Below are 21,499 nucleotides of genomic sequence, written 5' to 3' on the forward strand. Positions count from 1 at the left end.
GCCGCGTGCTCAGCGGACGTTCCAGAACGCGGTGTTGCCGCTGGAGGTCTTGGCGCGGGTCGCGACCGCGAGGTAGCCCGGTGCCCTCCACCCCGACGTGACGCATCGGCCATCACGCGCGCAGGCCGTGGCGCTGTGCTGACGCGAGGCGTGCTGGTACTTCGAGTACACCGTCGAGTTCGTGACGCCGTACTGCCAGTACCCGCCCCCGACGTACCCGGAGCCGCGGGTCGACGGGCCGTCGGCCGGGGCGGAGCCCGACGCGGCCGCCTCGTCCGAGGCCGAGGAGGCCGAGGAGGCAGCCGCCGGTGCGGGGGCCGCCGCCGTGGCCGGCGCGACACCGACGCCGAGCAACGCGGCGGCGACGGCGAGGCTCGCGGCCGTGGCCGACAGGCGACGGACCACAGGCGAGTCGAAAGGTGTGGACATGCTCTCTCTTCTTTCTTCATGATCGTCCGTCCGTCGGACGATCACATGACGATGGCATTAAAAACGACTCATGGCAATACGACTGTTCGCATGCAGAATCCATGATCCCGATATCCGATAACACGAATGGTCCGCTCGTCGCGTGACGCAAGCGACACCGCCTTTGCGGAGCTAGGGTGGGCTGCATGTCGCAGATACGGATCAAGGACGCCGCGGCCTTCCTCGGCGTCAGTGACGACACCGTCCGGCGCTGGGTCGACCTGGGTCTGCTCGCGAGCGAGAAGGACGCGGCCGGCCGGGGTGTCGTCGACGGTCTGTCCCTCGCCCGCCTCGCCCGCGAGAACGCCGTGCTGCCGGCCGACCCGTCCGAGATCGGCCGCTCGGCACGCAACCGGCTCGTCGGCATCGTCACCGAGGTCACCGCCGACCGCGTGATGGCCCAGGTCGAGCTGCAGTGCGGACCGCACCGCATCGTCTCGCTGATGAGCAGCGAAGCCGTCCGCGAGCTGGGGCTCGAGCCCGGCTCCGTGGCCGTTGCCGTCGTGAAGGCCACGACCGTCATCATCGAGACCCCCGGCGGGAAGGCCTGACCCATGAGAAGAACCCCCACGATCGTCGTGGCGCTCGCCGGAACCGTCGCGCTGGCGACCTCGCTCGCCCTGGCGGGGTGCTCGGGCGCGACCGTCGACCCGGCGACCAGCGCGACCCCGACGGCGTCCGGCTCGGCGCTCGACGGGTCGATCACCGTCTACGCCGCTGCGTCGCTCACCACGACGTTCACCGAGCTGGCCGACGAGTTCGAGAGGGCCAATCCCGGCACGACGGTCGAGCTGACCTTCGCGGGCTCGTCCGACCTCGTCACGCAGATCACCGAGGGCGCCCCCGCGGAAGTCTTCGCCTCGGCCGACGAGAAGAACATGGCCAAGCTGACCGACGCCGGCCTCGTCGAGTCGTCGGCACCCGAGGACTTCGCGACCAACGTCCTCACCATCGCCGTGCCTCCGTCGAACCCGGCCGGCGTCACCGACTTCGCCGACCTCGCGAAGCCCGGGGTGAAGACCGTGATCTGCGCGGCCCAGGTGCCCTGCGGGGCGGCGACGGTCACGGTCGAGCAGGCCACGGGCGTCACGATCTCGCCGGTCAGCGAGGAGTCCTCGGTCACCGACGTGCTCGGCAAGGTCACCTCGGGTGAGGCCGACGCCGGGCTGGTCTACGTGACCGACGTCGAGGCCGCCGGCGACGGCGTCGAGGGCATCGACTTCGCCGAGGCGGACCAGGCGGTCAACACGTATCCCATCGCCCCCGTGGCCGACACGGCGAACCCGGCGGTGGCCGAGGCGTTCGTCGCCTTCGTCACCGGCGAGGTCGGGCAGCGCGTGCTGCAGGACGCGGGCTTCGGCACACCGTGAGGTCGGTCCCGGCCTGGGTCGTGGTCGTCGCCGCGCTCGGCGCCGCATTCGTGCTGTTGCCCCTCGTCGCCATGGTGTCGCGGGTGGACTGGCCCGAGTTCGTGCCGCTCGTCACGTCCGAGTCGTCGGTCGACGCGTTCTGGCTGAGCCTGCGGACGTCGGTCTCGGCGACCCTGATCTGCGTCGTGCTCGGGGTGCCCATGGCGGTGGTGCTGGCGCGCACCGAGTTCTGGGGCCAGAAGGTGCTGCGGTCGCTCGTGCTGCTGCCGCTCGTGCTGCCGCCCGTCGTCGGCGGCATCGCGCTGCTCTACACCTTCGGCCGTCGCGGCCTGCTCGGGCAGGCGTTCGAGGCGCTCGGCGTGACGATCGCGTTCTCGACCACGGCGGTCGTGCTGGCCCAGGCGTTCGTCGCCCTGCCGTTCCTGGTGCTGAGCCTCGAGGGTGCCCTGCGCACGGTGGGGACCCGCTACGAGGCCGTCGCGGCGACCCTCGGGGCCCGGCCCACGACCGTGTTGCGCCGGGTCACCCTGCCGCTCGTGCTGCCCGCCCTCGTCTCGGGGGCCGTGCTGTCGTTCGCCCGGGCCCTCGGCGAGTTCGGCGCCACTCTCACCTTCGCCGGGTCGTTGCAGGGCGTCACGCGGACCCTGCCGCTCGAGATCTACCTGCAGCGCGAGACCGACCCCGACGCGGCCGTGGCGTTGTCGCTCGTGCTCGTCGTCGTGGCGGTCGTCGTGGTCGCACTCGCGCACCAGGCCGGGCAGGCGGGCGACCCGGCCCTCCGGCCGCGGGCCCCGCAGCTCCCGGCCCTCCGGCCGCAGGCCACGAGGAGGCGCGGGTCGTGACCCTCGAGTTCGCCGCGGTCGTCGAGTCCCGCGGCTTCGACGTGCAGCTGACCGTCGCCGAGGGGGAGACCCTGGCCGTCCTCGGTCCGAACGGTGCCGGCAAGTCGACGCTCCTGGCCCTGATCGCCGGCCTGCTGCGACCCGACCACGGCACGGCCCGGTTGGCCGGCCGCGTGCTGTTCGACGTCGACGTCCACGGGCGCGGCCCCGCCCTGCGGCCGCACGAGCGGGGCGTCTCGATGCTCGCGCAGGACGCCCTGCTCTTCCCCCACCTCAGCGCCCTCGACAACGTCGCGTTCGGCCCGCGCAGCGCGGGGGTCACGCGTCGTGAGGCCGACCGGCGAGCCGGCGACTGGCTCGCGCGGGTCGACGCCACGGACCTCGCCGGTCGTCGACCGGCGCAGCTCTCGGGCGGTCAGTCGCAGCGCATCGCCGTCGCCCGCGCCCTGGCGGCCGACCCCGACCTGCTCTTGCTCGACGAGCCGATGGCCGCCCTCGACGTGTCGGTCGCGCCCGCCCTGCGACGGACGCTGCGCGACGTCCTCGCCGACCGTACGGCGATCGTCGTCACGCACGACGTCCTCGACGCCTTCACGCTGGCCGACCGCGTCGTCGTGCTCGAGGGCGGCCGGGTCGTCGACGCCGGCCCCACCCGTGCCGTGCTCGAACGCCCCACCACGCCGTTCGCCGCCGGGCTCGCGGCGCTGAACCTGCTGACCGGCACGGCGGCCGGTGGTGACGGCGGGGTCCGGCTCGTCGACGGCACCGTCGTGGACGCTCGCGCCGTCGACGCGCTCGTGGCGGGTGCGGCCGCCGCGGTGGCCGTCCGGCCGAGTGCCGTGCGGGTGACGACCGGCGTGACCGGGGGCCGGGCGTCGACCGAGAACGTCCTCGACGTGGTCGTCACCGACCTCGAACCCCGCGGCGACCTCGTCCGCGTCCGGGCGGGCGAGGTGTCGGCCGACGTCCCGCCGGGCGACGTCGCGGCCCTCGACCTCGCGCCGGGCACCCCGGTCCGCTTCTCGTTCGACCCCGACGATGCCGTCGCCTACCCCCTCTGAGGGCAGGCCTGGGGCCGCACGGCCCGCGTCCGAGGCGTCAGGCGCGCTCCGTCACCGGTCGTGACCCGCGCCTCCGACCGGCGAGCGCGCGCAGCCGCCGCAGGTCGTCGTCGACCCCGTCGAGCAGCCGGTCCGCGAACCCGGGCCCGGCCCGCCAGAGCGTCACGAGCAGGATCACCAGCACGGCCGTGGCGAGCGACGACCGCTGCAGGCCCGTGCTCGGTTCGAGCTGACGCACGAGCAGTGCGAGCGGGATCGCCAGCCACTCGACGCGACCGGTGAGCGCGACGAACGGCACCAGCAGCAGGGCGTACCAGGGGTAGCGCGGGCTGACGGCGACGAGTGTCACGCCGATCATGACCAGCTGCCCCAGCCACGGGTCGTGCGACGGGGTCTTGACCCACACCAGCACCGCCGTCACCCCGACGATCAGCACGGCGGCGGGCGTCGTCCAGGCCCCGGGCAGGAACGCCGACAAGAACACGAATCGAGAACCGTCCTCGTAGCCCTCCTCGGTCAGGTAGCCCGGCAGGTACCCGAGCACCTGCCAGCCGGTCGTGGCCACGTACGGCACGTAGAGCACGGCGAAGGTGACGACGGAGGCGCTGATGACCTTCCAGGGCTGCCCGCGCAGCAGGGCGGGCGCCGCGATCACCGGGATGAGCTTGGTCGCGATCGCGGCCCCGAGCGCGATGCCACCCCGCCAGCGTCGGCCGGTCGCGACGAGCAGGGACGCAGCCACGACGAGCACGGCGCCCAGCAGGTCGACGTGCGAGTTCGTGATGCCCTCACCCACCACGAGCGGGCACCAGCCCCAGAGCGCCGCCCAGCGTGGGTCGAGACCACGACGGCGCAGGGTCGCCAGCAGGGCGACGGTCGTGCCGAGCACGAGCACGAAGCCGGTGAACTGCAGCGGGAAGAACCCCGCGTCCGGGCCGACGACCGCCGACACGGCCCAGAAGTACAGCTCGGCCATCGGGGGGTAGATGGTCGGCACGTCGGGCCGGTTGATCAGGGTGCAGACGACGTCGCCGGTCTGACTGTCGTACGCGCGGTGCACCTGGCGGTCGGGTTCGCCGCAGCGCTCGCCGATCGTGCCGTCGTCGCGGGTGAACGGCGTCGACTCGGGGAAGATCCAGGCCGGCCGCAGATCGCGCAGCTCGCCTGCGTCGGGCGTGTACTCGTAGGGCGAGACGCCGGCGGTCTGCACGATGCCGTCCCAGGCGTAGCGAGCCGGGTCAGTGCTCGTGTTGGGCACGCCGGTCAGGCCCGCACCGCCGACGAGGGCCGTGCCCGCGATCACGAGGGCGGTGACGTGTCGCACGGGCACCCGGCGCAGCAGCGCGACGGCCAGGGCGAAGAGGGCCCAGCAGATCGCGGTCCAGACGACGAAGTCGGTCCGCAGCTCTTTCATCAAGAAGCCGACGTTCACGACGCCCCAGGCGACGGCCGCGGCCAATCCGAGGACGGCCACGGCCGCGAACACTGTACGCACGTGACCAGTGTGGCGGAATCCGCCGGTGCAGTCCCCGAGTCGCGGCATATCTGAAATGATGCAGCCATGAGACGACTCCTGCACGACGCGCGACGAGCGGTCTCGTCTCCGACGCGCAACGCGCGGTCGGCGACCGTCTTCGGTCGCCTGCTCGGCCTCGCGTTCGTGATCTGCCTGCTGACGGGCCTCTACAGCCACTTCCTCCAAGAGCCGCTCGGGTGGATGCGCTTCCCGACGAGCCCGGTGTGGCTCTACCAGGTCAGCCAGGGCGTGCACATCACGGCCGGCATCGCCTGCATCCCCCTGCTGCTCGCCAAGCTGCACTCGGTGTTCCCGCAGCTCTTCCAGCACCCGCCGATCAAGCACCCGATCGACATCCTCGAGCGCGCCTCCATCGCCCTGTTCGTCGCGACCTCGATCCTGCAGCTCGTCACCGGGCTGCTGAACACCTACCAGTACTACCCCTGGCCGTTCCCGTTCAAGCAGGTGCACTTCGCCCTGTCGTTCGTCATCGTCGGGTCGCTGGCCGTCCACATCGCCGTCAAGCTGCCGCTGATCACCCGCTACTGGCGGTCCCGCGACAGCTACGACGCCGAGGGGCGCTTCGTCGAGCCGCCGGCCGAGCTCGACGCGGCCCGCGCCTCCTTCGTCGCCGAGTCCGAGGCGACGGCCGAGCTCGCCCGGTTCCGTGCCGAGCGCGACGCCGACGTGACGCGACGCGACCGCGACCCGCACGCCGCGCCTCCTGCCCCCGCCCGCGGCCTCACCGGCCGCGTCATGCACTGGATCGACACCGCCCACGAGGTCGACCGCGAACCGGGACGTGCCCGGGTGTCGCGTCGGGGCTTCTTCACCGCCGCCGGGGTCGCCACCGGCGGGGTGGTCGTCCTCACCGCCGGGCAGTCGTTCACCCCGCTGGCCCCCCTCAACGCCTTCGCTCCCCGGCAGCGCGGCCTCGGCCCGAACGACCTGCCGATCAACCGGACGGCCGCGGCCGCCCAGGTGCTCGAGACGGCGATGGACCCCGACTGGCGCCTCGACGTCGTGGTCGGCGGCGTCGCCACCGCGTTCACCCTCGACACGTTGCGCGGGTTCGACGGCGCCGACGAACGACTGCCGATCGCCTGCGTCGAGGGCTGGAGTCAGACCGGCGCCTGGCGGGGGGTGCGCCTGGTCGACCTGCTGGCCGCGGCCGGCGCCCCGACCGACCGTCGCCTGCGACTGACCAGCCTCGAGAAGAAGGGCGGCTACCGCGTGACCGAGATGGGCCCCGAGTACGCCTCCGACCCCCGCACCCTCGTCGCCCTCGAGCTGAACGGCGAGCCGCTCAGCATCGACCACGGCTACCCGGCGCGCATGATCGCCCCGGGCCGGCCCGGCGTCCTGCAGACGAAGTGGCTCAGCTCGATCGAGGTGCTCTCGTGACCGCGCGCGTCCCGGCGACGACCACGAGCGCAGGAGGCGCAGGCACGTCGCGCTCCGTCCGAGTCGTCCGCGGGGTGCTGGTCGCCCTCGGCGTCGCCCTGATCGGCCTCGGCGGCTGGGTGCTCACCGACACCGTCAACCCGAACCGCTACGGGGGCCTCGTGATCTGGCTGATCGGTTCGGTCGTCCTGCACGACGCCGTGCTCGCACCGGTCGTGGCCGCGGTCTCGCTCGTCGTGCGGCGGACCGGCCGGCGCGTGCGTCCGGCCGTCCTCTGGATCGTGCAGGGTGCGGTCGTCGTCGGCGCGATCTTCTCGCTGGTCGTCGTGCCCGAGATCGTCGCGAAGGCGAGGGGGCCGAAGAACGACACGGTGCTGCCGTTCGACTACGGAGTGCGCCTGGCCGTGCTCTGGCTCGTGATCGCGCTGGCGACCGCCGCCGTGGTGGCGCTCTACCTGGCGCGCAGCCGGCAGAAGGTGCGCCCGTCGACCGACCAGGTCTGAGCGACCCGCAGGCCCGAGCGTCGGGCGTGGCGGTGCAGCGCCTCGCGGCCGACCTCGGCCCAGGGGAAGGTCGCGCTCGCGTGCCCCAGGTCGTCGACCACGTGGGCCTCGTAGCTGTCGTCGAGCGAGGCGTCTGGCGCGGTCTCGACGACGACCGAGCCGTCAGCCGTCAAGATCTCGGCACAGCGCGTGAGCAGGGCCGTCGGGTCTCCGCCGATGCCGACGTTGCCGTCGAGCAGCAGGGCGAGGTTCCACTCGCCCTCGCGGGGCAGCGGGTCGAAGACCGAGCCGCCGGCCACGGGGAGGCCGGCCTCGCGGGCCATCGCCACGGCCGTCGGCGAGACGTCCAGCCCGAGCACCGTCAGGCCCCGGTCGACGGCGGCCCGCACCATGCGGGCGGGCCCGCAGCCGATGTCGAGCACCGGGCCCGTCTCGGCGTCGAGGGTCGTCAGGTCGGCGGCGTCCGCGTCGGCGCTCCAGCGCGCCACGTCGAACGGCTCGTCGGCGTCGCGGTCGCGGGTGGCGGGGGGCGACGCGGGGCGCCCGACGGTTCCGACGGCGCCGGCCGCGCGGACGAGCTGCAGCAGGCCCTCGTGACGCAGGGCGCGCGCATACGGCTCCGCGCCTCCTGAACCGAAGGTGGCGGGCTGTTCGGGGGCGATGGTCATGAGGTGACCCCTTCTGTGGCGGGATCGGTCGTTCGGGTGACGCCGTTCGTGGTGGCCGTGTGGGTGTTCGTGTGCTCGTTCGCGGACTCGGCGTCGCGCAGGGCCGAGGCGAACCTGCTGCCCGGCGCGGCCGCGGCCACGAGGCGGGCGTCGTCGATGGTGTCGACGTCGACGAGCTCGGGCAGCATGCGGACGGTGAGGCCGGCGTCGGCGAGGCGACGCAGCTGGTGTGCGCCGGTGTCGTCACGCGACATCGGCACGCCTCGCAGCAGGTCTCCCGTCGGACGGGCGAGGCCGAGGGCCCAGAACCCGCCGTCGTTCGCCGGGCCGAACCAGGCGTCGACGTCGTCGGTCCACTCGGTGAAGACGGGCGCGAGGGAGTCGGTGGTCACCTGCGGGGTGTCCATGCCGATGAGTACGGTCTTGCCGTCCACCTCGTCGAAGAGGGCGCCGAGTCGCGCGTCGAGGTCGCCACCGATCTGAGGGATCACATCGAAGTCTTCGGAGCCGACGGGCCGGCGGTTGCCGTCGAACAGCAGGACGCGTCGCGTGGCCGGCAGCCGGCGTGCCACGTCGAGGGTGTCCTGCACGGCCGCGGCCGCGACGTCGGCGGCCTGCTCGAGGCTGAGGGGAGGGTGCAGCCGGGTCTTCACCTTGCCCGGGATCGTCTCTTTCGCGATCACCACGACGGTCGTCATCGGCCCGCCTCCCGCAGCAGTCGCGACATGTCCTTGACGGCCACCCAGGTGCCCCGGATCGTGCCGGTCACCTTGCTGCGACCCACGCGCGGCGAGTACGGGGCGTCCTGCTCGACGATGCGCCAGTCGGCCTCGCTGGCGCGCAACACCATCTCGAGCGGGTAGCCGCTGCGGCGGTCCTTCAGGTCGAGGTCGAGCAGGGCCTGACGGCGGGCGACGCGCATCGGGCCGAGGTCGTGCAGGGCGACCCCGCTCGCGCGGCGCATGAGGTGCGACAGGGCGAGGTTCGCCAGGCGGGCGTGCACCGGCCAGGCCCCCCGGGTCGTCGGCCGCCGACGGCCGAGCACGAGGTCGGCGTCACCGGCCATGACGGGCGCCGCGAGCGCGACGAGGTCGGCGGGGTCCATCGAGGCGTCCGCGTCGCAGAACGCGACGTAGGGCGCGGTGGCCGCCTCGAGGCCGGCGTGGGCCGCGCTGCCGAAGCCGCGCCGCGCCTCCTGGACGACGGTCGCACCGTGCGCTGCGGCGACGCGGGCCGAGTCGTCGGTCGAGCCGTTGTCGACGACGATCGCGTGCCAGCCCTCCGGCAGCCTCCCGAGCACCCAGGGCAAGGCGCCTTCTTCGTCGAGACACGGAAGCACGACGTCGACCAAGGGATTGCTCATCCTCTCGACAATACGGATGCCATCCCATGAGAGTGATGGGAGCGGGTGGTCCGCGCCCCGAACGGGGGGAGTGCTGTCATTCTGCTAGCGTCGGTGATCGGAGGTGGCCAGGATGGCGACGTTGACGGTGCGGGGCCTCGATCCCGAGGTGATCGAGGGGCTCAAGGCCCTCAGTGCGAGCCGCGGGCGGTCGATGGAGGCCGAGGTGCGGCTGATGGTGACGCGACTCGCCCAGGGGGCCGAGGGGCCGGTCGACGATCCGTCGGCCGCGGCGGACGCCGGGGCGGCACCGACGCCCGAGAACTGGGTCCACGTCTTCCGTCGCCGCTTGGCGGAGAGGGGCTCCTTCCTCGACGACGAGTTCGTCGAGGGCCTCGACCGCGATCGGCGGGCGCAGGCCCCGGCGAGATCGGCCGACTTCCGATGATCGTCGTCGACACGAACGTCGTGTCGGAACTCGCGCGTCCCCGTCCCTGCCCCGAGGTGGTGAGCTGGTTCGAGCGGCAACGGCTCGACGGCCTCTACCTGAGCGTCGTCACCGGTGCCGAGATGTTGGCCGGGCTGCTGGCCATGCCCGAGGGCCGCCGCCGTGACCGCGTCGAGGACTGCGTCATCGACATCCTCGAGCACCAGTTCGACGGACGTGTGCTGGCGTTCGACGCGCACGCGGCGATCGAGTACGCGACGGTGCTGGCGCGGCGCAGGGCCGCCGGTCGACCGATCGCGACGGCCGACGCCATGATCGCGGCACACGCCCTCGTCGGCGGTGCCGCCCTCGCCACGCGCAACGCGAGAGATTTCGAGGGCCTCGGCCTCGAGCTCGTCGACCCCTGGGCCCGGTGACCTCGAGGCGTCCGCCGTCGGGCGCTCCGCGCGACGGACGCCCCGCCCGGTCAGCGCCTCGAGTCAGCGCCTCCCGTCAGTGCTTCCGGTCAGCGGACGACCGCGGCGCGCAACGGCGCCGTGGCGAACTCGTGCATGCCCTGTTCGAAGCTCACGCTCGGCCGCCAGCCCAGCTCGTCCTGCAGCCGGGCCGAGGAGGCCGTGACGTGGCGGACGTCGCCCGCCCGGTACTCACCCGTCACGACGGGGGCCGGGCCGCCGGCCTCGCGAGCCAGCGCCTCGGCCATCTCGCCGATCGTGTGCACCGTGCCGCTGCCGACGTTGAAGGCCCGGAACGCGTCGGCGGGCTGGTCGGCCGTCCAGTCGAGTGCCGCCAGGTTTGCCGAGGCGATGTCGCGGACGTGCACGAAGTCGCGGCGTTGGGCGCCGTCCTCGAACACCCGCGGTGCCTCGCCGCGTTCGAGGGCCGAGCGGAAGAGCGAGGCGACGCCCGCGTAGGGCGTGTTCTGCGGCATGCCCGGGCCGTAGACGTTGTGGTAGCGCAGGGCCGCGGCGCGACCGCCGGTGCTGCGCGCCCACGAGGTCGACAGGTGCTCCTGCGTCAGCTTGGTGATGGCGTAGACGTTGCGCGGGTCGAGCGGGGCCTCTTCGGCGATCAACTGCGGTTCGAGCAGCTCGCCCGCCTCGTCGCGCGGGTCGAAGACGCCCGCGTCGAGGTCGGCGATGCGGCGGGGCGCCGGTCGCTCCGTCGCGCCCGACGAGGTGCGGTAGCTGCCCTCGCCGTAGACGACCATCGACGACGCCACGACGAGCCGGTCGACGCCGGCCCGGTCCATCGCCGCCAGGACGACGGCCGTGCCGAGCTCGTTCGACGAGACGTAGTCGGGCGCGTCCTGGAAGTCCACGCCGAGCCCGACCTTGGCCGCCTGGTGGCAGACCGCGTCGACGCCCACGAGGGCGCGGTCGACCGTCTCGGCGTCGCGGACGTCGCCGTGCACGAAGTCGACGCGAGGGTCGACCGTCGGCTCGCCGCCGTGCACGTCCGGTCGCAGCGAGTCGAGCACGCGCACCCGCCAGCCCCGCTCGAGCGCGAGGTCGACGATCGCCGAGCCGATGAAGCCGGCGCCGCCCGTGACGAGCAACAGGCCGGGGCCCGCGGTCGCGTCGGTGGCTGCGTCCGCGGCGGACGAGGAGGCGCGGTTCGCGTTCACAGCGCGGCCCTCCGCCCCGAGACGGGCCGGGCGAGCACCTCGGCCACCGCTTCGGGCGACATCAGCTCGCGCGGGGCGTAGTCGTCCGGCATCGCGGCGACGATCGACTCGATGGCCGCGACGATGCGCGGCTGGGCGGCGGCGAGCCGCTCGAAGACGAGCGAGGCGCTGACGGCGTCGGCGTCGGGGGCGTCGCCCTCGGTCGGAGCGAGGCCGGCGTCGCTGTCGGTGACGTACGACAGGTTGACGGCCCCCATGCCGAGTTCGAGGGTGAGCGGGATCTCGGGATACATCGTCATGTTGACCGTGTGCGCCCCGGCGGCCCGGAACCACAGCGACTCGGCGCGGGTCGAGAAGCGCGGCCCCTGGATCACGACGCAGGTGCCGGTCGCGGCGAACGGTTCGCCCTGGGCCTCGAGGGCCTCGATCGCGGCGGCCCGCAGCACCGGGTCGAACGGGTCAGCGGCGATCAGGTGCTGCACCTGGCCCTCGACGTCGAAGAAGGTGTCGCGACGCCCCCAGGTGCGGTCGACGAACTGGTCGGTGACGACCATGGTGCCCGGGGCGACGTCGGGGCTCACCCCGCCGACGGCCGACGACGACACGATCGCCTTCGCACCGAGCGACGCCAGGGCCCAGACGTTCGCCCGGTAGTCGATCAGGTGCGGCGCGACCGCGTGCCCAGCGCCGTGCCGGGTGAGGAACGCCACGCGCTTGCCGCCCAGCAAGCCGATCGTCACCTCGCTCGAGGTCGGGCCGTAGGGCGTCTCGACGACGTGCCGGGTCGCCTCGCCCTCGGCGAAGAGCGAGTAGAGCCCCGAGCCGCCGATGACGGCGACGTCGACGCGGGGCGGCTCCGAGGAGGCGCGGGTCGGCGGTGGGGCGGTGGTCTCGGTCGCTGGGTCGGTCACCCCCGATACGCTACTGACCATCGCCCGAGAGGAACCGCGTGCGCACCATCGAGACCCACCTGGCCGAGGTCACGGCGCTCGTCGAGGCCGCCGTCCGATCGCGACCGGTCGAACCCCTCGTCGTCACGCCCGAGGCGCTCGCCGCCCGGCCCGACCGCTACCGTGACCGCGTGCTCGCCGCCGACGTCGTCGCCCCGATCGACGTGCCGCCGTTCGCCAACTCGCAGATGGACGGCTACGCCGTCTCGACCGCCGGGCTCGACCCGTCGGGCCCCACCGCGCTCCGGGTCGCGGAGCGCATCCCCGCCGGTCGGGCCGCCCCCGACCTCCTCCGCGGCGACGCGGCCCCGATCATGACCGGTGCCGCGGTCCCCGTGGGCGCCGACGCGGTCGTGCCGATCGAGAAGGTCACGCCCGACTCGTTCCCGCCCGCCGGGGTCGACGCCGTCGTCGAGGTGCCTGCCGGCGTGGTCGCCGGCGCGTTCGTCCGCGAGGCGGGCAGCGACGTCGCCGCGGGCTCGGTGCTCTTCACGGCCGGGACGCGACTGACGCCCGCCCGGTGGGGCGTGCTCGCCGCCTCCGGGCTCGACGCGGTCGAGGTGCGCAGCCGCCCGCGCCTCCTGCTCGTGTCGACCGGTGAAGAGCTCGCCGCCCCCGGCGCCCCGCTCGGCGCCGGCCAGATCCACGACGCGAACGGGGCCACCCTCGCCGCCGCGCTCGCCGAGGTCGGCGTCGACGTCACGGTGGCCCGGGTGACCGACGACGCGGCCGCGCTGCTCGCGGTCGTCGCCCGGCACGCCGACGACGTCGACCTCGTGCTGACCAGCGGCGGGGTGAGCGCCGGCGCCTACGAGGTCGTCCGCGACGCGTTCGAGGGCTCGGGCGTCACCTTCGGCTCGGTCGCGATGCAGCCCGGCGGGCCGCAGGGCTGGGGTGCCGTGGGCGTCCACGACCGCGACCTGCCCGTCGTGTGCTTCCCCGGCAACCCGGTCAGCTCGCTCGTGTCGTTCGAGGCCTTCCTCCGTCCCGCCCTGCAGGCCGTCACCGGCATCGGCACGCCCCGCGCCCGGTGGGCCGTCCCCATGGCCCACGCCGCCGACTCGCCCGTCGGCAAGCACCAGCTGCGTCGCGGGCGCGTCGACGTCGACGGCCGCGCCCACCTCGTCGGCGGGCCGAGCTCGCACCTGCTCGCCGCCCACGCCGAGGCCACCGTGCTCGTCTCGATCCCCGTCGGCGTCGACCGCGTCGACGAGGGCGACGAGGTCGAGGTCTGGGCACTCGACGACCCCGCCCGCCACGAGAAGGCCGACCGATGACCGACACGCCCCCGCCCGACGCCCCGCTCGCCGACGCCCCGCGCGCCGACGCCCCGCTCGCCGGCGCCCCGCTCTCGCACGTCCGCGACGACGGCACCGCCCACATGGTCGACGTGACCGGCAAATCCGAGACGAAGCGCGTCGCGACGGCGCAGGCCGTGCTGACCACCCGGCCCGACGTGATCGCACGGCTGGTCGACGGCTCGCTGCCCAAGGGCGAGGCGCTCGGCACCGCCCGCATCGCCGGCATCCTCGCCGCCAAGCAGACCCCGACGCTCATCCCGCTCTGTCACCCCCTGCCGCTCGGGGCGATCACCGTCGACTTCGAGACGACCGAGGCGCAGGTCACCGTGGTCGCCCGCGTCTCGACCCGCGGCGTCACCGGGGTCGAGATGGAGGCCCTGACGGCCGCCTCGGTCGCCGCCCTGACCCTGTTCGACATGATCAAGGCGGTCGACGCGCTCGCCGTGATCGGCGAGATCAAGGTGCTCGACAAGCGGGGCGGCAAGTCGGGGGACTGGTCGCGATGAGCGACGCCACGCCCGGACCGGCCCCCCTCTCGACCGACGGCCCGACCCCGACGGACGCGCCCGACCGGCGCCGGGCCGTCGTCGTCGTCGCCTCGACCCGCGCGGCCGCCGGCACGGCCGACGACACGACCGGCCCGGTCATCCGCGACTGGTTCGTGGCGCGCGGTTGGCTGGTCGAGGGCCCCGTCGTCGTGGCCGACGGCGAACCCGTCGGCGCGGTGCTCGAGGCGGCGCTCGAGTGGGGCGTCGACGCCGTCGTCACCACCGGCGGCACGGGCGTCTCGCCGACCGACGCGACGCCCGAGATGACCCTGCCCCTGCTCGACCGCGAGCTGCCCGGCATCGCCGAAGAGCTCAGGAGGCGCGGCGCGGCCTCGACGCCGCTGGCCGTGCTCTCGAGGGGGCTCGCCGGGGTCGCCGGCGCGACCTTCGTCGTCAACCTGCCCGGCTCGCGGGGCGGGGTGCGCGACGGGCTCGCCGTGCTCGACGACGTCCTCGACCACGTGGTCGACCAGCTGCACGGGGTCGACCACGCCCAGAACCGCCACCCGCACCCCGGAGGGGCAGCATGACCTGGAACGACGACCCCACCCACCTGCCCGGCGGCGCCCACGACGGTGCCCCCGGCGGCCTCGCCGGTGGCCTCGCCGGCGGCCCGTCCGGCTCCGGGGCAGCGACACCGGGTGGCATCGTGCCGGCCGCCGACCGCGTGCTGCTCGCGCGCGTCGTGGACGAGACCGTGTCGGTGGCCGAGTGCTCCGCGCTCGTGACGAGCCGCGCCTCCGGGGCGGTCGTGACGTTCGAGGGCGTCGTCCGCGACCACGACGAGGGGCGCGGGGTCGAGGCGCTGCACTACGAGGCGCACCCGACGGCGACCGACGTCATCCGCGAGGTCGCGCTGACCGTGGCCGAGGCGCACCCCGAGGTCGCGATCGCGGTCGAGCACCGGTACGGAGACCTCGTCGTGGGCGACGTCGCCCTGGCCTGCGCCGTGGCGTCGGCCCACCGAGCCGAGGCGTTCGCCGCCTGCGCCGCGCTCGTCGACGAGGTCAAGGCCCGCACACCGATCTGGAAGCGCCAGGAGTTCACCGACGGCTCGGACGAGTGGGTGGCGTCGCTCGGCTGACGCGCGGGGAGCCACCGAGTCGGGTGCCCAGCCCGGGCCGTCTACGCTTCCTAGGTGGCTCATCTACTCGGCGCAGAAAACCTCCGTCTCGAATTCCCGACCAAGGTCGTCCTCGACGGGGTGACCCTCGGCATCGACGAGGGCTCCCGCATCGGGGTCGTCGGCCGCAACGGCGACGGCAAGTCGACGCTCATGTCGGTGCTCGCCGGCCGGCTCGAACCCGACGACGGTCGCGTGACGACCCGCCGGGGCCTGACCATCGGCATGCTCGACCAGCGCGACGTGCTGCCCGAGGGCGCCACGGTCGGCAGCCTGATCGTCGGCGACCGCGACGAGCACGAGTGGGCCGGCGACGCACGCATCCGCGACGTGATCTCGGGGCTCGCCACCGACATCCCGTGGGAGGCGCGGGTCGAGGACCTCTCGGGCGGCCAGCGCCGGCGCGTGGCCCTCGCCACCCTGCTGGTCGGCGACTGGGACGTCCTGTTCCTCGACGAGCCCACCAACCACCTCGACGTCGAGGGCGTCGCCTGGCTGGCGCAGCACCTCTCGCGCCGGTGGTCGACGAACTCGGGCGCGCTCGTGGTCGTGACCCACGACCGGTGGTTCCTCGACGAGGTCTCGACCGACACCTGGGAGGTCCACGACGGCATCGTCGAACCCTTCGAGGGTGGTTACGCGGCGTACGTGCTGCAGCGCGTCGAGCGCGACCGCATGGCGTCGGCCTCCGAGGCGAAGCGCCAGAACCTCATGCGCAAAGAGCTCGCCTGGCTGCGTCGCGGCGCCCCGGCCCGCTCGACCAAGCCCAAGTTCCGCATCGACGCCGCCAACGAGCTGATCGCCGACGAGCCGCCCGTCCGCGACGCCGTGCAGCTGTCGCAGATGGCGACCGCGCGACTCGGCAAGGACGTCGTCGACCTGGTCGAGGTCGGCGTCTCGTTCGGCGACAAGCGCGTGCTGCAGGGCGTCGAGTGGCGCATCGCCCCGGGGGAGCGCACCGGCGTGCTCGGTGTGAACGGCGCCGGCAAGTCGACGCTGCTCAAGGTCGTCACCGGGGCGATCGCGCCCACCGAGGGGCGGGTCAAGCAGGGCAAGACCGTCAAGTTCGCGATCCTCGACCAGCAGCTCGCCGACCTCCAAGAGGTCGCGCACGAGCGGGTGAACGACGTCATCGGGCGGCAGCGCACCTCGTACGTCACGGGCGGCAAAGAGATGACGCCGGGGCAGCTGCTCGAGCGCCTCGGCTTCACCAGCGCCCAGCTGCAGACGCCGATCAAAGACCTGTCCGGTGGGCAGAAGCGTCGCCTGCAGTTCTTGCTGATCCTGCTGAACGAGCCGAACGTGCTCATCCTCGACGAGCCCACCAACGACCTCGACACCGACATGCTCGCCGCGATGGAGGACCTCCTCGACGGCTGGCCCGGCACCCTGCTCGTCGTGTCGCACGACCGCTACCTGCTCGAGCGTGTCACCGACCAGCAGTACGCCGTGCTCGAGGGGCGCTTCCGCCACCTGCCCGGCGGCGTCGACCAGTACCTGCAGCTGCGTCGCGAGGCGACCCAGAACCAAGGAGGCGCGACCGACCGCCCGACGGCCGTCCAGGGGGCGTCGGCGTCGGTCGCGGCCTCGGCCGCCGCCTCGGGGCTGTCCGGTGCCGAGAAGCGCAACGCCGAGAAGGAGTTGGGGTCGATCGACCGCAAGCTCGCCAAGGCCTCGGGCGAACGCGAGACCCTGCTCGGGCAGTTCGCCTCGTTCGACCAGTCCGACTTCGACGGCCTCGCGGCCCTGCAGGCGAAGCTCACCGCGCTCGACCACAAGACGGGTGAGCTCGAGGTGCGCTGGCTCGAGCTGAGCGAGCTGCTGGCCTAGGGCCCGGGGCAGGAGGCGGTTCAGCCGCCCAGCGTCAGGCTCAGCGTGCGCAGCAGGTCGGTCAGCCGGCGACGGTCGTCGTCGCTGAGGTCGCTGAGCAGGGCGTCCTCGGCCGTGACGAGTCGTTCGATGGCGGCGTCGACGGCTCGGCGGCCCTCGATCGTCATCGTGACGAGGATGCCCCGGCCGTCGTTCGGGTCGGTGCGACGCTCGACGAGGTCGCGGCTCACGAGCCGGTCGATGCGGTTGGTCATGGCGCCGCTCGAGACGAGGGTCTGCTGCAGCAGGGTCTTGGGGCTGAGCTGGTACGGCTCGCCGGCCCGGCGCAGGGCCGAGAGCACGTCGAACTCCCACGACTCGAGGTCGCTGGCCTGGAACGCCTCGCGGCGTGCCCGGTCGAGGTGCTTCGAGAGTCGACCCACGCGCGAGAGCACGTGAAGCGGCGCGAAGTCGAGGTCGGGTCGCTCGTGGCGCCACGCCTCGACGATGCGGTCGACCTCGTCCTGCTCGGGCATCCGCCCATCATGCCCGAGGGCGGGGCCGGACGCGGGAGGCGCGGTGCCGCACCCAGCCCGCCCGCGCCTCCTCGGGGCACCGCGTCCCGGCCACGGTCTGGCAGAATGGTCCGGCGCGCACGCGCGGTCCGCCATGGTGTAACGGCAGCACGACAGCCTTTGGAGCTGTTAGGTCTAGGTTCGAATCCTGGTGGCGGAGCCCCGAGCGACGCAGGCCGCGCCGCTCTCGACGGTTCCGTCCCGATCCGACCGCGGCGCCTCGGCGTCCGCCCCACGACGAGGACCCCGCCATGTCGACCACCGCCTCCCTCCCGCCGCTCGTCCGTGCCGCCCTGCTCGGCGTGCTGAGCGGTTCTCGCTCGGCGACGCCCCTGGCCGTTCTCGCCGTGAACCAGGGCGCCGACGAGGCGCGTGGCTCGTGGCAGCACTGGCGGGCGTTCCGTTCGCCGGTCGGTCGTGCGGTCTTCGTGGCCGCGGGCCTCGGCGAGCTCGTGGGCGACAAGCTGCCGGCGACGCCGAGCCGGATGGCTCCGGGGCCCCTCGTCGGGCGCGTCGTCTCGGGCGCCGTGGCGGGCGTCGCGATGGGCGGAACGGGTCGCGGGGGCCGTCCGGTGGCGGGCGCCGTCGCCGGTGCGCTCGGCGCCCTCGTCGGCAGCTGGGCGTTCGCCGGGGCACGGAAGTCCCTGGTCGAGAAGACCGGCCTGCCCGACGTGGTCGTCGCCCTCGCCGAGGACGCCGTCGCGGTCGGCGGTTCGTTCGCGGTCGTCCGGTCGAGCTGAGTCGACTCGTCCCCAGGCGTGACGTCCGCGGTGGGGTCCCCACGCCGGGCCGGTGTCCCGCGGGCCCGCCACCTCCCGTGGGAGGATCGGCGGAGATCACGCGCCACCCCTCACCAAGGAGCACCATGCCCGAACGCCAGCTCGCCGTCGTCGTCCTCGCCGCAGGGCAGGGCACCCGCATGAAGTCCTCGACCCCGAAGGTGCTGCACCGGCTGGCCGGGTTGCCGCTGATCCAGCACGTGCTCGAGACCGCCGGCGCCCTGCAGCCCGACCACCTCGTCACCGTGGTGCGGCACGAACGCGACCTCGTCGTGGCGAGCGTCCTCGACACCGCTCCGCACGCGCTCGTCGTCGACCAAGACGACGTGCCCGGCACGGGCCGCGCCGTCGAACAGGCCGTGGAGGCGCTGCCCGCCGAGTTCACCGGCGACGTCGTCGTCGTCAGCGCCGACGTGCCCTTCCTCGACCACGCGACGCTCGAGGCCCTGCTCGACCAGCACAGGTCCGCGTCCGCCTCGGCCACGCTGCTCAGCGCCGTGCTGCCCGACGCCACCGGGTACGGGCGTGTCGTCCGCCGAGGCTCGGGCGACGTCGACCGCATCGTCGAGCACAAGGACGCCACCGACGACGAGCGTGCCGTCCGCGAGATCAACTCGGGCACCTACGCCTTCACGGTCGCCGCCCTGCGCACCCACCTGCCGCGCATCGGGTCGGCCAACGCCCAGAACGAGAAGTACGTCACCGACGTGGTGGGCCTGCTGACCGGGGCCGGCGAGGTCGTCGCCGCCCGGGCGATCGACGAGACCTGGCGCCTCGAGGGCATCAACGACCGCGTCCAGCTCGCCGCTGCGGCCCGTCGGCTCAACGACCGCATCGTCGAGCACTGGCAGCGAGAGGGGGTCTCGATCGTCGATCCGCAGACCACCTGGATCGACCGCGACGTCTCGCTCAGCCCCGACGTCGAACTGCTGCCCGGCACGCAGCTGCGCGGTGCGACGTACGTCGCCGCGGGCGCGGTCGTCGGCCCCGACACCACCCTCGTCGACACCGAGGTCGGCGAGGGGGCGACGGTGAAGCGGACCGACGCGACCCTCGCGGTGATCGGTGCCCGCGCCTCCGTGGGGCCCTTCGCGTACCTGCGGCCGAACACGCTGCTCTCGGCCGACGGCAAGATCGGCACCTTCGTCGAGACGAAGAACGTGCAGATCGGCGAGGGTTCGAAGGTGCCGCACCTCAGCTACGTCGGCGACACCGAGGTCGGCGTGGGGTCGAACATCGGCGCCGGCACCATCACGGCCAACTACGACGGCGTGCACAAGCACCGCACCGAGGTCGGGTCGCACGTCCGCACCGGGTCGCACAACGTCTTCGTCGCCCCCGTTAGGATTGGCGACGGAGCGTACACAGGCGCCGGCACCATCGTCCGCAAAGACGTGCCGGCCGGTGCCCTGGCCTTGAGCATCGCTCCACAGCGCAATGCGAGCGGATGGGTCGAGGCGAACCGCCCCGGCTCGGCGGCTGCCGAGGCCGCCGCTCGCGCCGAACGAACGACCGACTGAACCCGGTCGGGTTGGCCCCTCGGGGCCGGAGAGCGAGTGACGTGTCCGGAATCAAGATCACCGGCGAGAACCGACTCGTCCTGATCTCGGGGCGTGCGCACCCCGAACTGGCCAACCAGATCGCCGCCGAGCTCGGCAGCGAGTTGATCCCGACCGACGCCCGCACCTTCGCCAACGGCGAGCTCTACGCGCGGTTCGACGAGAGCGTCCGCGGCTCCGACGCCTTCGTCATCCAGTCGCACTCGGCCCCCATCAACGAGTGGTTGATGGAGCAGCTGATCATGGTCGACGCCCTCAAGCGTGCGTCGGCCAAGCGCATCACCGTCGTGGCGCCGTTCTACCCGTACGCCCGCCAAGACAAGAAGGGCCGCGGCCGCGAGCCGATCTCGGCCCGCCTCGTCGCCGACCTCTTCAAGGCCGCCGGCGCCCACCGCATCATGAGCGTCGACCTGCACGCCCCGCAGATCCAGGGCTTCTTCGACGGCCCGGTCGACCACCTCTTCGCGATGCCCGTGCTGCTCGAGCACTTCCGCGCCAAGCTCGACAACACGACCCTGACCGTCGTCTCGCCCGACATGGGCCGCGTCCGCGTGGCCGACATCTGGAGCGAGAAGCTCGACGCCCCCCTGGCCATCATCCACAAGCGTCGCGACCCGCTCGTGCCGAACCAGGTCACCGTGCACGAGATCGTCGGTGACGTCTCGGGCCGCGTCTGCCTGCTCGTCGACGACCTCATCGACACCGGTCGCACCATCGTCAAGGCGGCCGAGGCGCTCAAGGCGAGTGGCGCGATCGGCGTCGTCGTCGCGGCGACCCACGCGGTGTTCAGCGACCCGGCTCCCGAGATCCTCAACAGCGACTTCATCGACTCGGTGGTCGTCACCGACACGCTGCCGCTCACCGAGCACCAGAAGTTCGACAAGCTCGAGATCCTCCCGATCGCCCCGCTCATCGCGCGCGCCATCCACGAGGTCTTCGACAACGGCTCGGTCACCTCGATGTTCGACGGCGCCGCCTAGCCCACCGCTCCCGGCCGTCCGGCGCCTGCTGCTCCGCCCCCCTCCTCGCCTCGTCCTGCGGCCGGCAACTCAGGAGATCTGCTGCCCCGCGCCTCCCACGAACCGTGCCGGCCGCCGTTCTCCTGAGTTGCCCCCAACGCGGGCCCGGCCCGAGGGCAGTGGAACGTGAGCAGGTGTCCGCCGCACTGCACCCGTCCGGTCGTGCCTCCGCCGGCCCTGCCTGCCCCCTGCGGTCGGCAAGTCAGGAGATCTGCTGCCTCGCGCCTCCTTGCGGGCGGTCGAGGCCGCCGTTCTCCTGAGTTGCCGCCAACGCGAGCTCGGCCCGAGGTCAGTGCGACCCCGGTCGGTGTCAGCCGCGCGGGCATGCGTGGTCCACCCCCACCCGCGCGGCCTCGCTTCCGTCCGGCCTCGCTCCCGCCCGGGTCTCGCTTCTGCCCGGCAGTGCGTCGGCCGACGCTGACTGCCCCCTGCGGTCGGCAACTCAAGAGATCTGCTGCCTCGCGCCTCCTTGTGGGCGGTCGAGGCCGCCGTTCTCCTGAGTTGCCGTCGTCGTGGCAGGACGCACCGAGCCGACCCACGACGAACGGGCGCGCCCGCCGACGTGGCACGCCCGGGGGCGGCACGTC

The 21,499-nt window shown here is 73.3% G+C and carries 24 protein-coding genes and 1 tRNA gene; 17 read left to right on the forward strand and 8 right to left on the reverse strand.

Annotation, left to right across the window (positions count from 1 at the left end; translation table 11 throughout):
* Positions 1-9 precede the first annotated feature (9 nt).
* Positions 10-429 carry a lactococcin 972 family bacteriocin gene (locus tag ASG05_RS13560; protein ID WP_157490249.1) on the reverse strand — a complete coding sequence of 140 codons (420 nt, stop codon included), beginning with the start codon at positions 427-429 and terminating at the stop codon, positions 10-12.
* Positions 430-614: 185 nt separating this feature from the next.
* Here ASG05_RS13560 and ASG05_RS13565 point away from each other — a divergent pair, with 185 nt between their 5' ends.
* From ASG05_RS13565 to ASG05_RS13580, 4 genes are read left to right on the forward strand one after another with little or no spacing between them, the layout of a single operon-like run.
* Positions 615-1,019 (forward strand): molybdopterin-binding protein, encoded by a 405-nt coding sequence (locus tag ASG05_RS13565; RefSeq protein WP_056261950.1) that lies wholly within the window; start codon positions 615-617, stop codon positions 1,017-1,019.
* Positions 1,020-1,022: 3 nt separating this feature from the next.
* Positions 1,023-1,838, forward strand: a complete 816-nt coding sequence (gene modA / locus ASG05_RS13570) for a molybdate ABC transporter substrate-binding protein (RefSeq protein WP_056261953.1) — start codon at positions 1,023-1,025, stop codon at positions 1,836-1,838.
* A complete protein-coding gene (locus tag ASG05_RS13575) occupies positions 1,835-2,680 on the forward strand; it encodes an ABC transporter permease (RefSeq protein ID WP_056261956.1) in 846 nt (281 codons plus the stop codon). The genes modA and ASG05_RS13575 overlap by 4 nt, the downstream gene beginning before the upstream one ends.
* A complete protein-coding gene (locus tag ASG05_RS13580) occupies positions 2,677-3,741 on the forward strand; it encodes a sulfate/molybdate ABC transporter ATP-binding protein (RefSeq protein ID WP_056261957.1) in 1,065 nt (354 codons plus the stop codon). Before ASG05_RS13575 ends, ASG05_RS13580 begins: the two co-directional genes overlap by 4 nt.
* 37 nt (positions 3,742-3,778) lie before the next feature.
* Here the strand turns inward: ASG05_RS13580 and ASG05_RS13585 are convergent, their stop codons facing one another.
* A complete protein-coding gene (locus tag ASG05_RS13585) occupies positions 3,779-5,236 on the reverse strand; it encodes a glycosyltransferase 87 family protein (RefSeq protein WP_157490250.1) in 1,458 nt (485 codons plus the stop codon).
* A 66-nt stretch (positions 5,237-5,302) separates the two neighbouring features.
* Between ASG05_RS13585 and ASG05_RS13590 the strand changes: the two genes are divergently transcribed.
* The gene (locus tag ASG05_RS13590) at positions 5,303-6,661 is read left to right on the forward strand and encodes a molybdopterin-dependent oxidoreductase (RefSeq protein WP_056261963.1); all 1,359 of its coding nucleotides are present in this window, start codon (positions 5,303-5,305) and stop codon (positions 6,659-6,661) included.
* Positions 6,658-7,164, forward strand: a complete 507-nt coding sequence (locus tag ASG05_RS13595; protein WP_056261966.1) for a hypothetical protein — start codon at positions 6,658-6,660, stop codon at positions 7,162-7,164. The genes ASG05_RS13590 and ASG05_RS13595 overlap by 4 nt, the downstream gene beginning before the upstream one ends.
* Here the strand turns inward: ASG05_RS13595 and ASG05_RS13600 are convergent.
* From ASG05_RS13600 to ASG05_RS13610, 3 genes are read right to left on the reverse strand one after another with little or no spacing between them, the layout of a single operon-like run.
* Positions 7,113-7,832, reverse strand: a complete 720-nt coding sequence (locus ASG05_RS13600) for a bifunctional 2-polyprenyl-6-hydroxyphenol methylase/3-demethylubiquinol 3-O-methyltransferase UbiG (protein ID WP_056261968.1) — start codon at positions 7,830-7,832, stop codon at positions 7,113-7,115. The genes ASG05_RS13595 and ASG05_RS13600 overlap by 52 nt on opposite strands.
* A complete protein-coding gene (locus ASG05_RS13605) occupies positions 7,829-8,530 on the reverse strand; it encodes a DUF2064 domain-containing protein (protein WP_082486807.1) in 702 nt (233 codons plus the stop codon). The genes ASG05_RS13600 and ASG05_RS13605 overlap by 4 nt, the downstream gene beginning before the upstream one ends.
* The gene (locus ASG05_RS13610) at positions 8,527-9,195 is read right to left on the reverse strand and encodes a glycosyltransferase family 2 protein (protein WP_056261971.1); all 669 of its coding nucleotides are present in this window, start codon (positions 9,193-9,195) and stop codon (positions 8,527-8,529) included. Before ASG05_RS13610 ends, ASG05_RS13605 begins: the two co-directional genes overlap by 4 nt.
* Before the next feature lie 112 nt (positions 9,196-9,307).
* Between ASG05_RS13610 and ASG05_RS13615 the strand changes: the two genes are divergently transcribed.
* Both ASG05_RS13615 and ASG05_RS13620 read left to right on the forward strand, forming a co-directional pair.
* On the forward strand, positions 9,308-9,622 hold the full coding sequence (locus ASG05_RS13615) for a hypothetical protein (RefSeq protein ID WP_056261974.1): 315 nt from the start codon (positions 9,308-9,310) through the stop codon (positions 9,620-9,622).
* Positions 9,619-10,038 (forward strand): type II toxin-antitoxin system VapC family toxin, encoded by a 420-nt coding sequence (locus ASG05_RS13620; RefSeq protein ID WP_056261977.1) that lies wholly within the window; start codon positions 9,619-9,621, stop codon positions 10,036-10,038. The genes ASG05_RS13615 and ASG05_RS13620 overlap by 4 nt, the downstream gene beginning before the upstream one ends.
* Before the next feature lie 89 nt (positions 10,039-10,127).
* Here ASG05_RS13620 and ASG05_RS13625 read toward each other — a convergent pair whose 3' ends face one another.
* Together ASG05_RS13625 and ASG05_RS13630 are read right to left on the reverse strand one after the other, a co-directional pair.
* Positions 10,128-11,183, reverse strand: coding sequence for an NAD(P)-dependent oxidoreductase (locus ASG05_RS13625; protein ID WP_056262973.1), 1,056 nt, complete (start codon positions 11,181-11,183; stop codon positions 10,128-10,130).
* 62 nt (positions 11,184-11,245) lie between these two features.
* A complete protein-coding gene (locus tag ASG05_RS13630) occupies positions 11,246-12,160 on the reverse strand; it encodes an MTAP family purine nucleoside phosphorylase (protein ID WP_235491523.1) in 915 nt (304 codons plus the stop codon).
* Between the two features lie 38 nt (positions 12,161-12,198).
* On the opposite strand from ASG05_RS13630, the gene glp reads away from it, so the two are divergent.
* From glp to ASG05_RS13655, 5 genes are read left to right on the forward strand one after another with little or no spacing between them, the layout of a single operon-like run.
* Entirely contained in the window at positions 12,199-13,476 is a 1,278-nt protein-coding gene (glp, locus tag ASG05_RS13635; protein ID WP_056261980.1) for a gephyrin-like molybdotransferase Glp, read from the forward strand.
* Complete coding sequence (moaC, locus tag ASG05_RS13640) at positions 13,473-14,006, forward strand: cyclic pyranopterin monophosphate synthase MoaC (protein WP_082486809.1); 534 nt, start codon at positions 13,473-13,475, stop codon at positions 14,004-14,006. Before glp ends, moaC begins: the two co-directional genes overlap by 4 nt.
* Entirely contained in the window at positions 14,003-14,578 is a 576-nt protein-coding gene (locus ASG05_RS13645) for a molybdenum cofactor biosynthesis protein B (protein WP_056261986.1), read from the forward strand. The genes moaC and ASG05_RS13645 overlap by 4 nt, the downstream gene beginning before the upstream one ends.
* Positions 14,575-15,132: a molybdenum cofactor biosynthesis protein MoaE gene (locus tag ASG05_RS13650; RefSeq protein ID WP_082486810.1), complete on the forward strand. Its 558-nt coding sequence runs from the start codon at positions 14,575-14,577 to the stop codon at positions 15,130-15,132. Before ASG05_RS13645 ends, ASG05_RS13650 begins: the two co-directional genes overlap by 4 nt.
* 54 nt (positions 15,133-15,186) lie before the next feature.
* Positions 15,187-17,001, forward strand: coding sequence for an ABC-F family ATP-binding cassette domain-containing protein (locus tag ASG05_RS13655; RefSeq protein WP_056261989.1), 1,815 nt, complete (start codon positions 15,187-15,189; stop codon positions 16,999-17,001).
* Between the two features lie 20 nt (positions 17,002-17,021).
* On the opposite strand, the gene ASG05_RS13660 is transcribed toward ASG05_RS13655, so the two are convergent.
* A complete protein-coding gene (locus ASG05_RS13660) occupies positions 17,022-17,516 on the reverse strand; it encodes a MarR family winged helix-turn-helix transcriptional regulator (protein WP_056261994.1) in 495 nt (164 codons plus the stop codon).
* Positions 17,517-17,643: 127 nt separating this feature from the next.
* Between ASG05_RS13660 and ASG05_RS13665 the strand changes: the two genes are divergently transcribed.
* The 4 genes from ASG05_RS13665 to ASG05_RS13680 all read left to right on the forward strand — a co-directional run bounded on the left by ASG05_RS13665 (position 17,644) and on the right by ASG05_RS13680 (position 20,873).
* Positions 17,644-17,715, forward strand: a tRNA-Gln gene (locus tag ASG05_RS13665).
* 91 nt (positions 17,716-17,806) lie between these two features.
* Positions 17,807-18,295 carry a DUF4126 family protein gene (locus ASG05_RS13670; RefSeq protein WP_056261997.1) on the forward strand — a complete coding sequence of 163 codons (489 nt, stop codon included), beginning with the start codon at positions 17,807-17,809 and terminating at the stop codon, positions 18,293-18,295.
* Positions 18,296-18,420: 125 nt separating this feature from the next.
* Entirely contained in the window at positions 18,421-19,854 is a 1,434-nt protein-coding gene (glmU, locus tag ASG05_RS13675; protein WP_056262000.1) for a bifunctional UDP-N-acetylglucosamine diphosphorylase/glucosamine-1-phosphate N-acetyltransferase GlmU, read from the forward strand.
* 41 nt (positions 19,855-19,895) lie between these two features.
* On the forward strand, positions 19,896-20,873 hold the full coding sequence (locus ASG05_RS13680) for a ribose-phosphate diphosphokinase (protein WP_056262005.1): 978 nt from the start codon (positions 19,896-19,898) through the stop codon (positions 20,871-20,873).
* Positions 20,874-21,499 lie beyond the last annotated feature (626 nt).

Source organism: Frigoribacterium sp. Leaf186, from assembly GCF_001423905.1.
In the GTDB taxonomy this organism is placed as follows: Bacteria; Actinomycetota; Actinomycetes; order Actinomycetales; family Microbacteriaceae; genus Frigoribacterium.

Coding starts and splice junctions, on each gene's coding strand:
- ASG05_RS13560 (WP_157490249.1), bottom strand. CDS start 429: ATGTCCACACCTTTCGACTCGCCTGTGGTCCGTCGCCTGTCGGCCACG.
- ASG05_RS13565 (WP_056261950.1), top strand. CDS start 615: ATGTCGCAGATACGGATCAAGGACGCCGCGGCCTTCCTCGGCGTCAGT.
- modA (WP_056261953.1), top strand. CDS start 1,023: ATGAGAAGAACCCCCACGATCGTCGTGGCGCTCGCCGGAACCGTCGCG.
- ASG05_RS13590 (WP_056261963.1), top strand. CDS start 5,303: ATGAGACGACTCCTGCACGACGCGCGACGAGCGGTCTCGTCTCCGACG.
- ASG05_RS13600 (WP_056261968.1), bottom strand. CDS start 7,832: ATGACCATCGCCCCCGAACAGCCCGCCACCTTCGGTTCAGGAGGCGCG.
- ASG05_RS13605 (WP_082486807.1), bottom strand. CDS start 8,530: ATGACGACCGTCGTGGTGATCGCGAAAGAGACGATCCCGGGCAAGGTG.
- ASG05_RS13610 (WP_056261971.1), bottom strand. CDS start 9,195: ATGAGCAATCCCTTGGTCGACGTCGTGCTTCCGTGTCTCGACGAAGAA.
- ASG05_RS13615 (WP_056261974.1), top strand. CDS start 9,308: ATGGCGACGTTGACGGTGCGGGGCCTCGATCCCGAGGTGATCGAGGGG.
- ASG05_RS13620 (WP_056261977.1), top strand. CDS start 9,619: ATGATCGTCGTCGACACGAACGTCGTGTCGGAACTCGCGCGTCCCCGT.
- moaC (WP_082486809.1), top strand. CDS start 13,473: ATGACCGACACGCCCCCGCCCGACGCCCCGCTCGCCGACGCCCCGCGC.
- ASG05_RS13645 (WP_056261986.1), top strand. CDS start 14,003: ATGAGCGACGCCACGCCCGGACCGGCCCCCCTCTCGACCGACGGCCCG.
- ASG05_RS13650 (WP_082486810.1), top strand. CDS start 14,575: ATGACCTGGAACGACGACCCCACCCACCTGCCCGGCGGCGCCCACGAC.
- ASG05_RS13660 (WP_056261994.1), bottom strand. CDS start 17,516: ATGCCCGAGCAGGACGAGGTCGACCGCATCGTCGAGGCGTGGCGCCAC.
- ASG05_RS13670 (WP_056261997.1), top strand. CDS start 17,807: ATGTCGACCACCGCCTCCCTCCCGCCGCTCGTCCGTGCCGCCCTGCTC.
- glmU (WP_056262000.1), top strand. CDS start 18,421: ATGCCCGAACGCCAGCTCGCCGTCGTCGTCCTCGCCGCAGGGCAGGGC.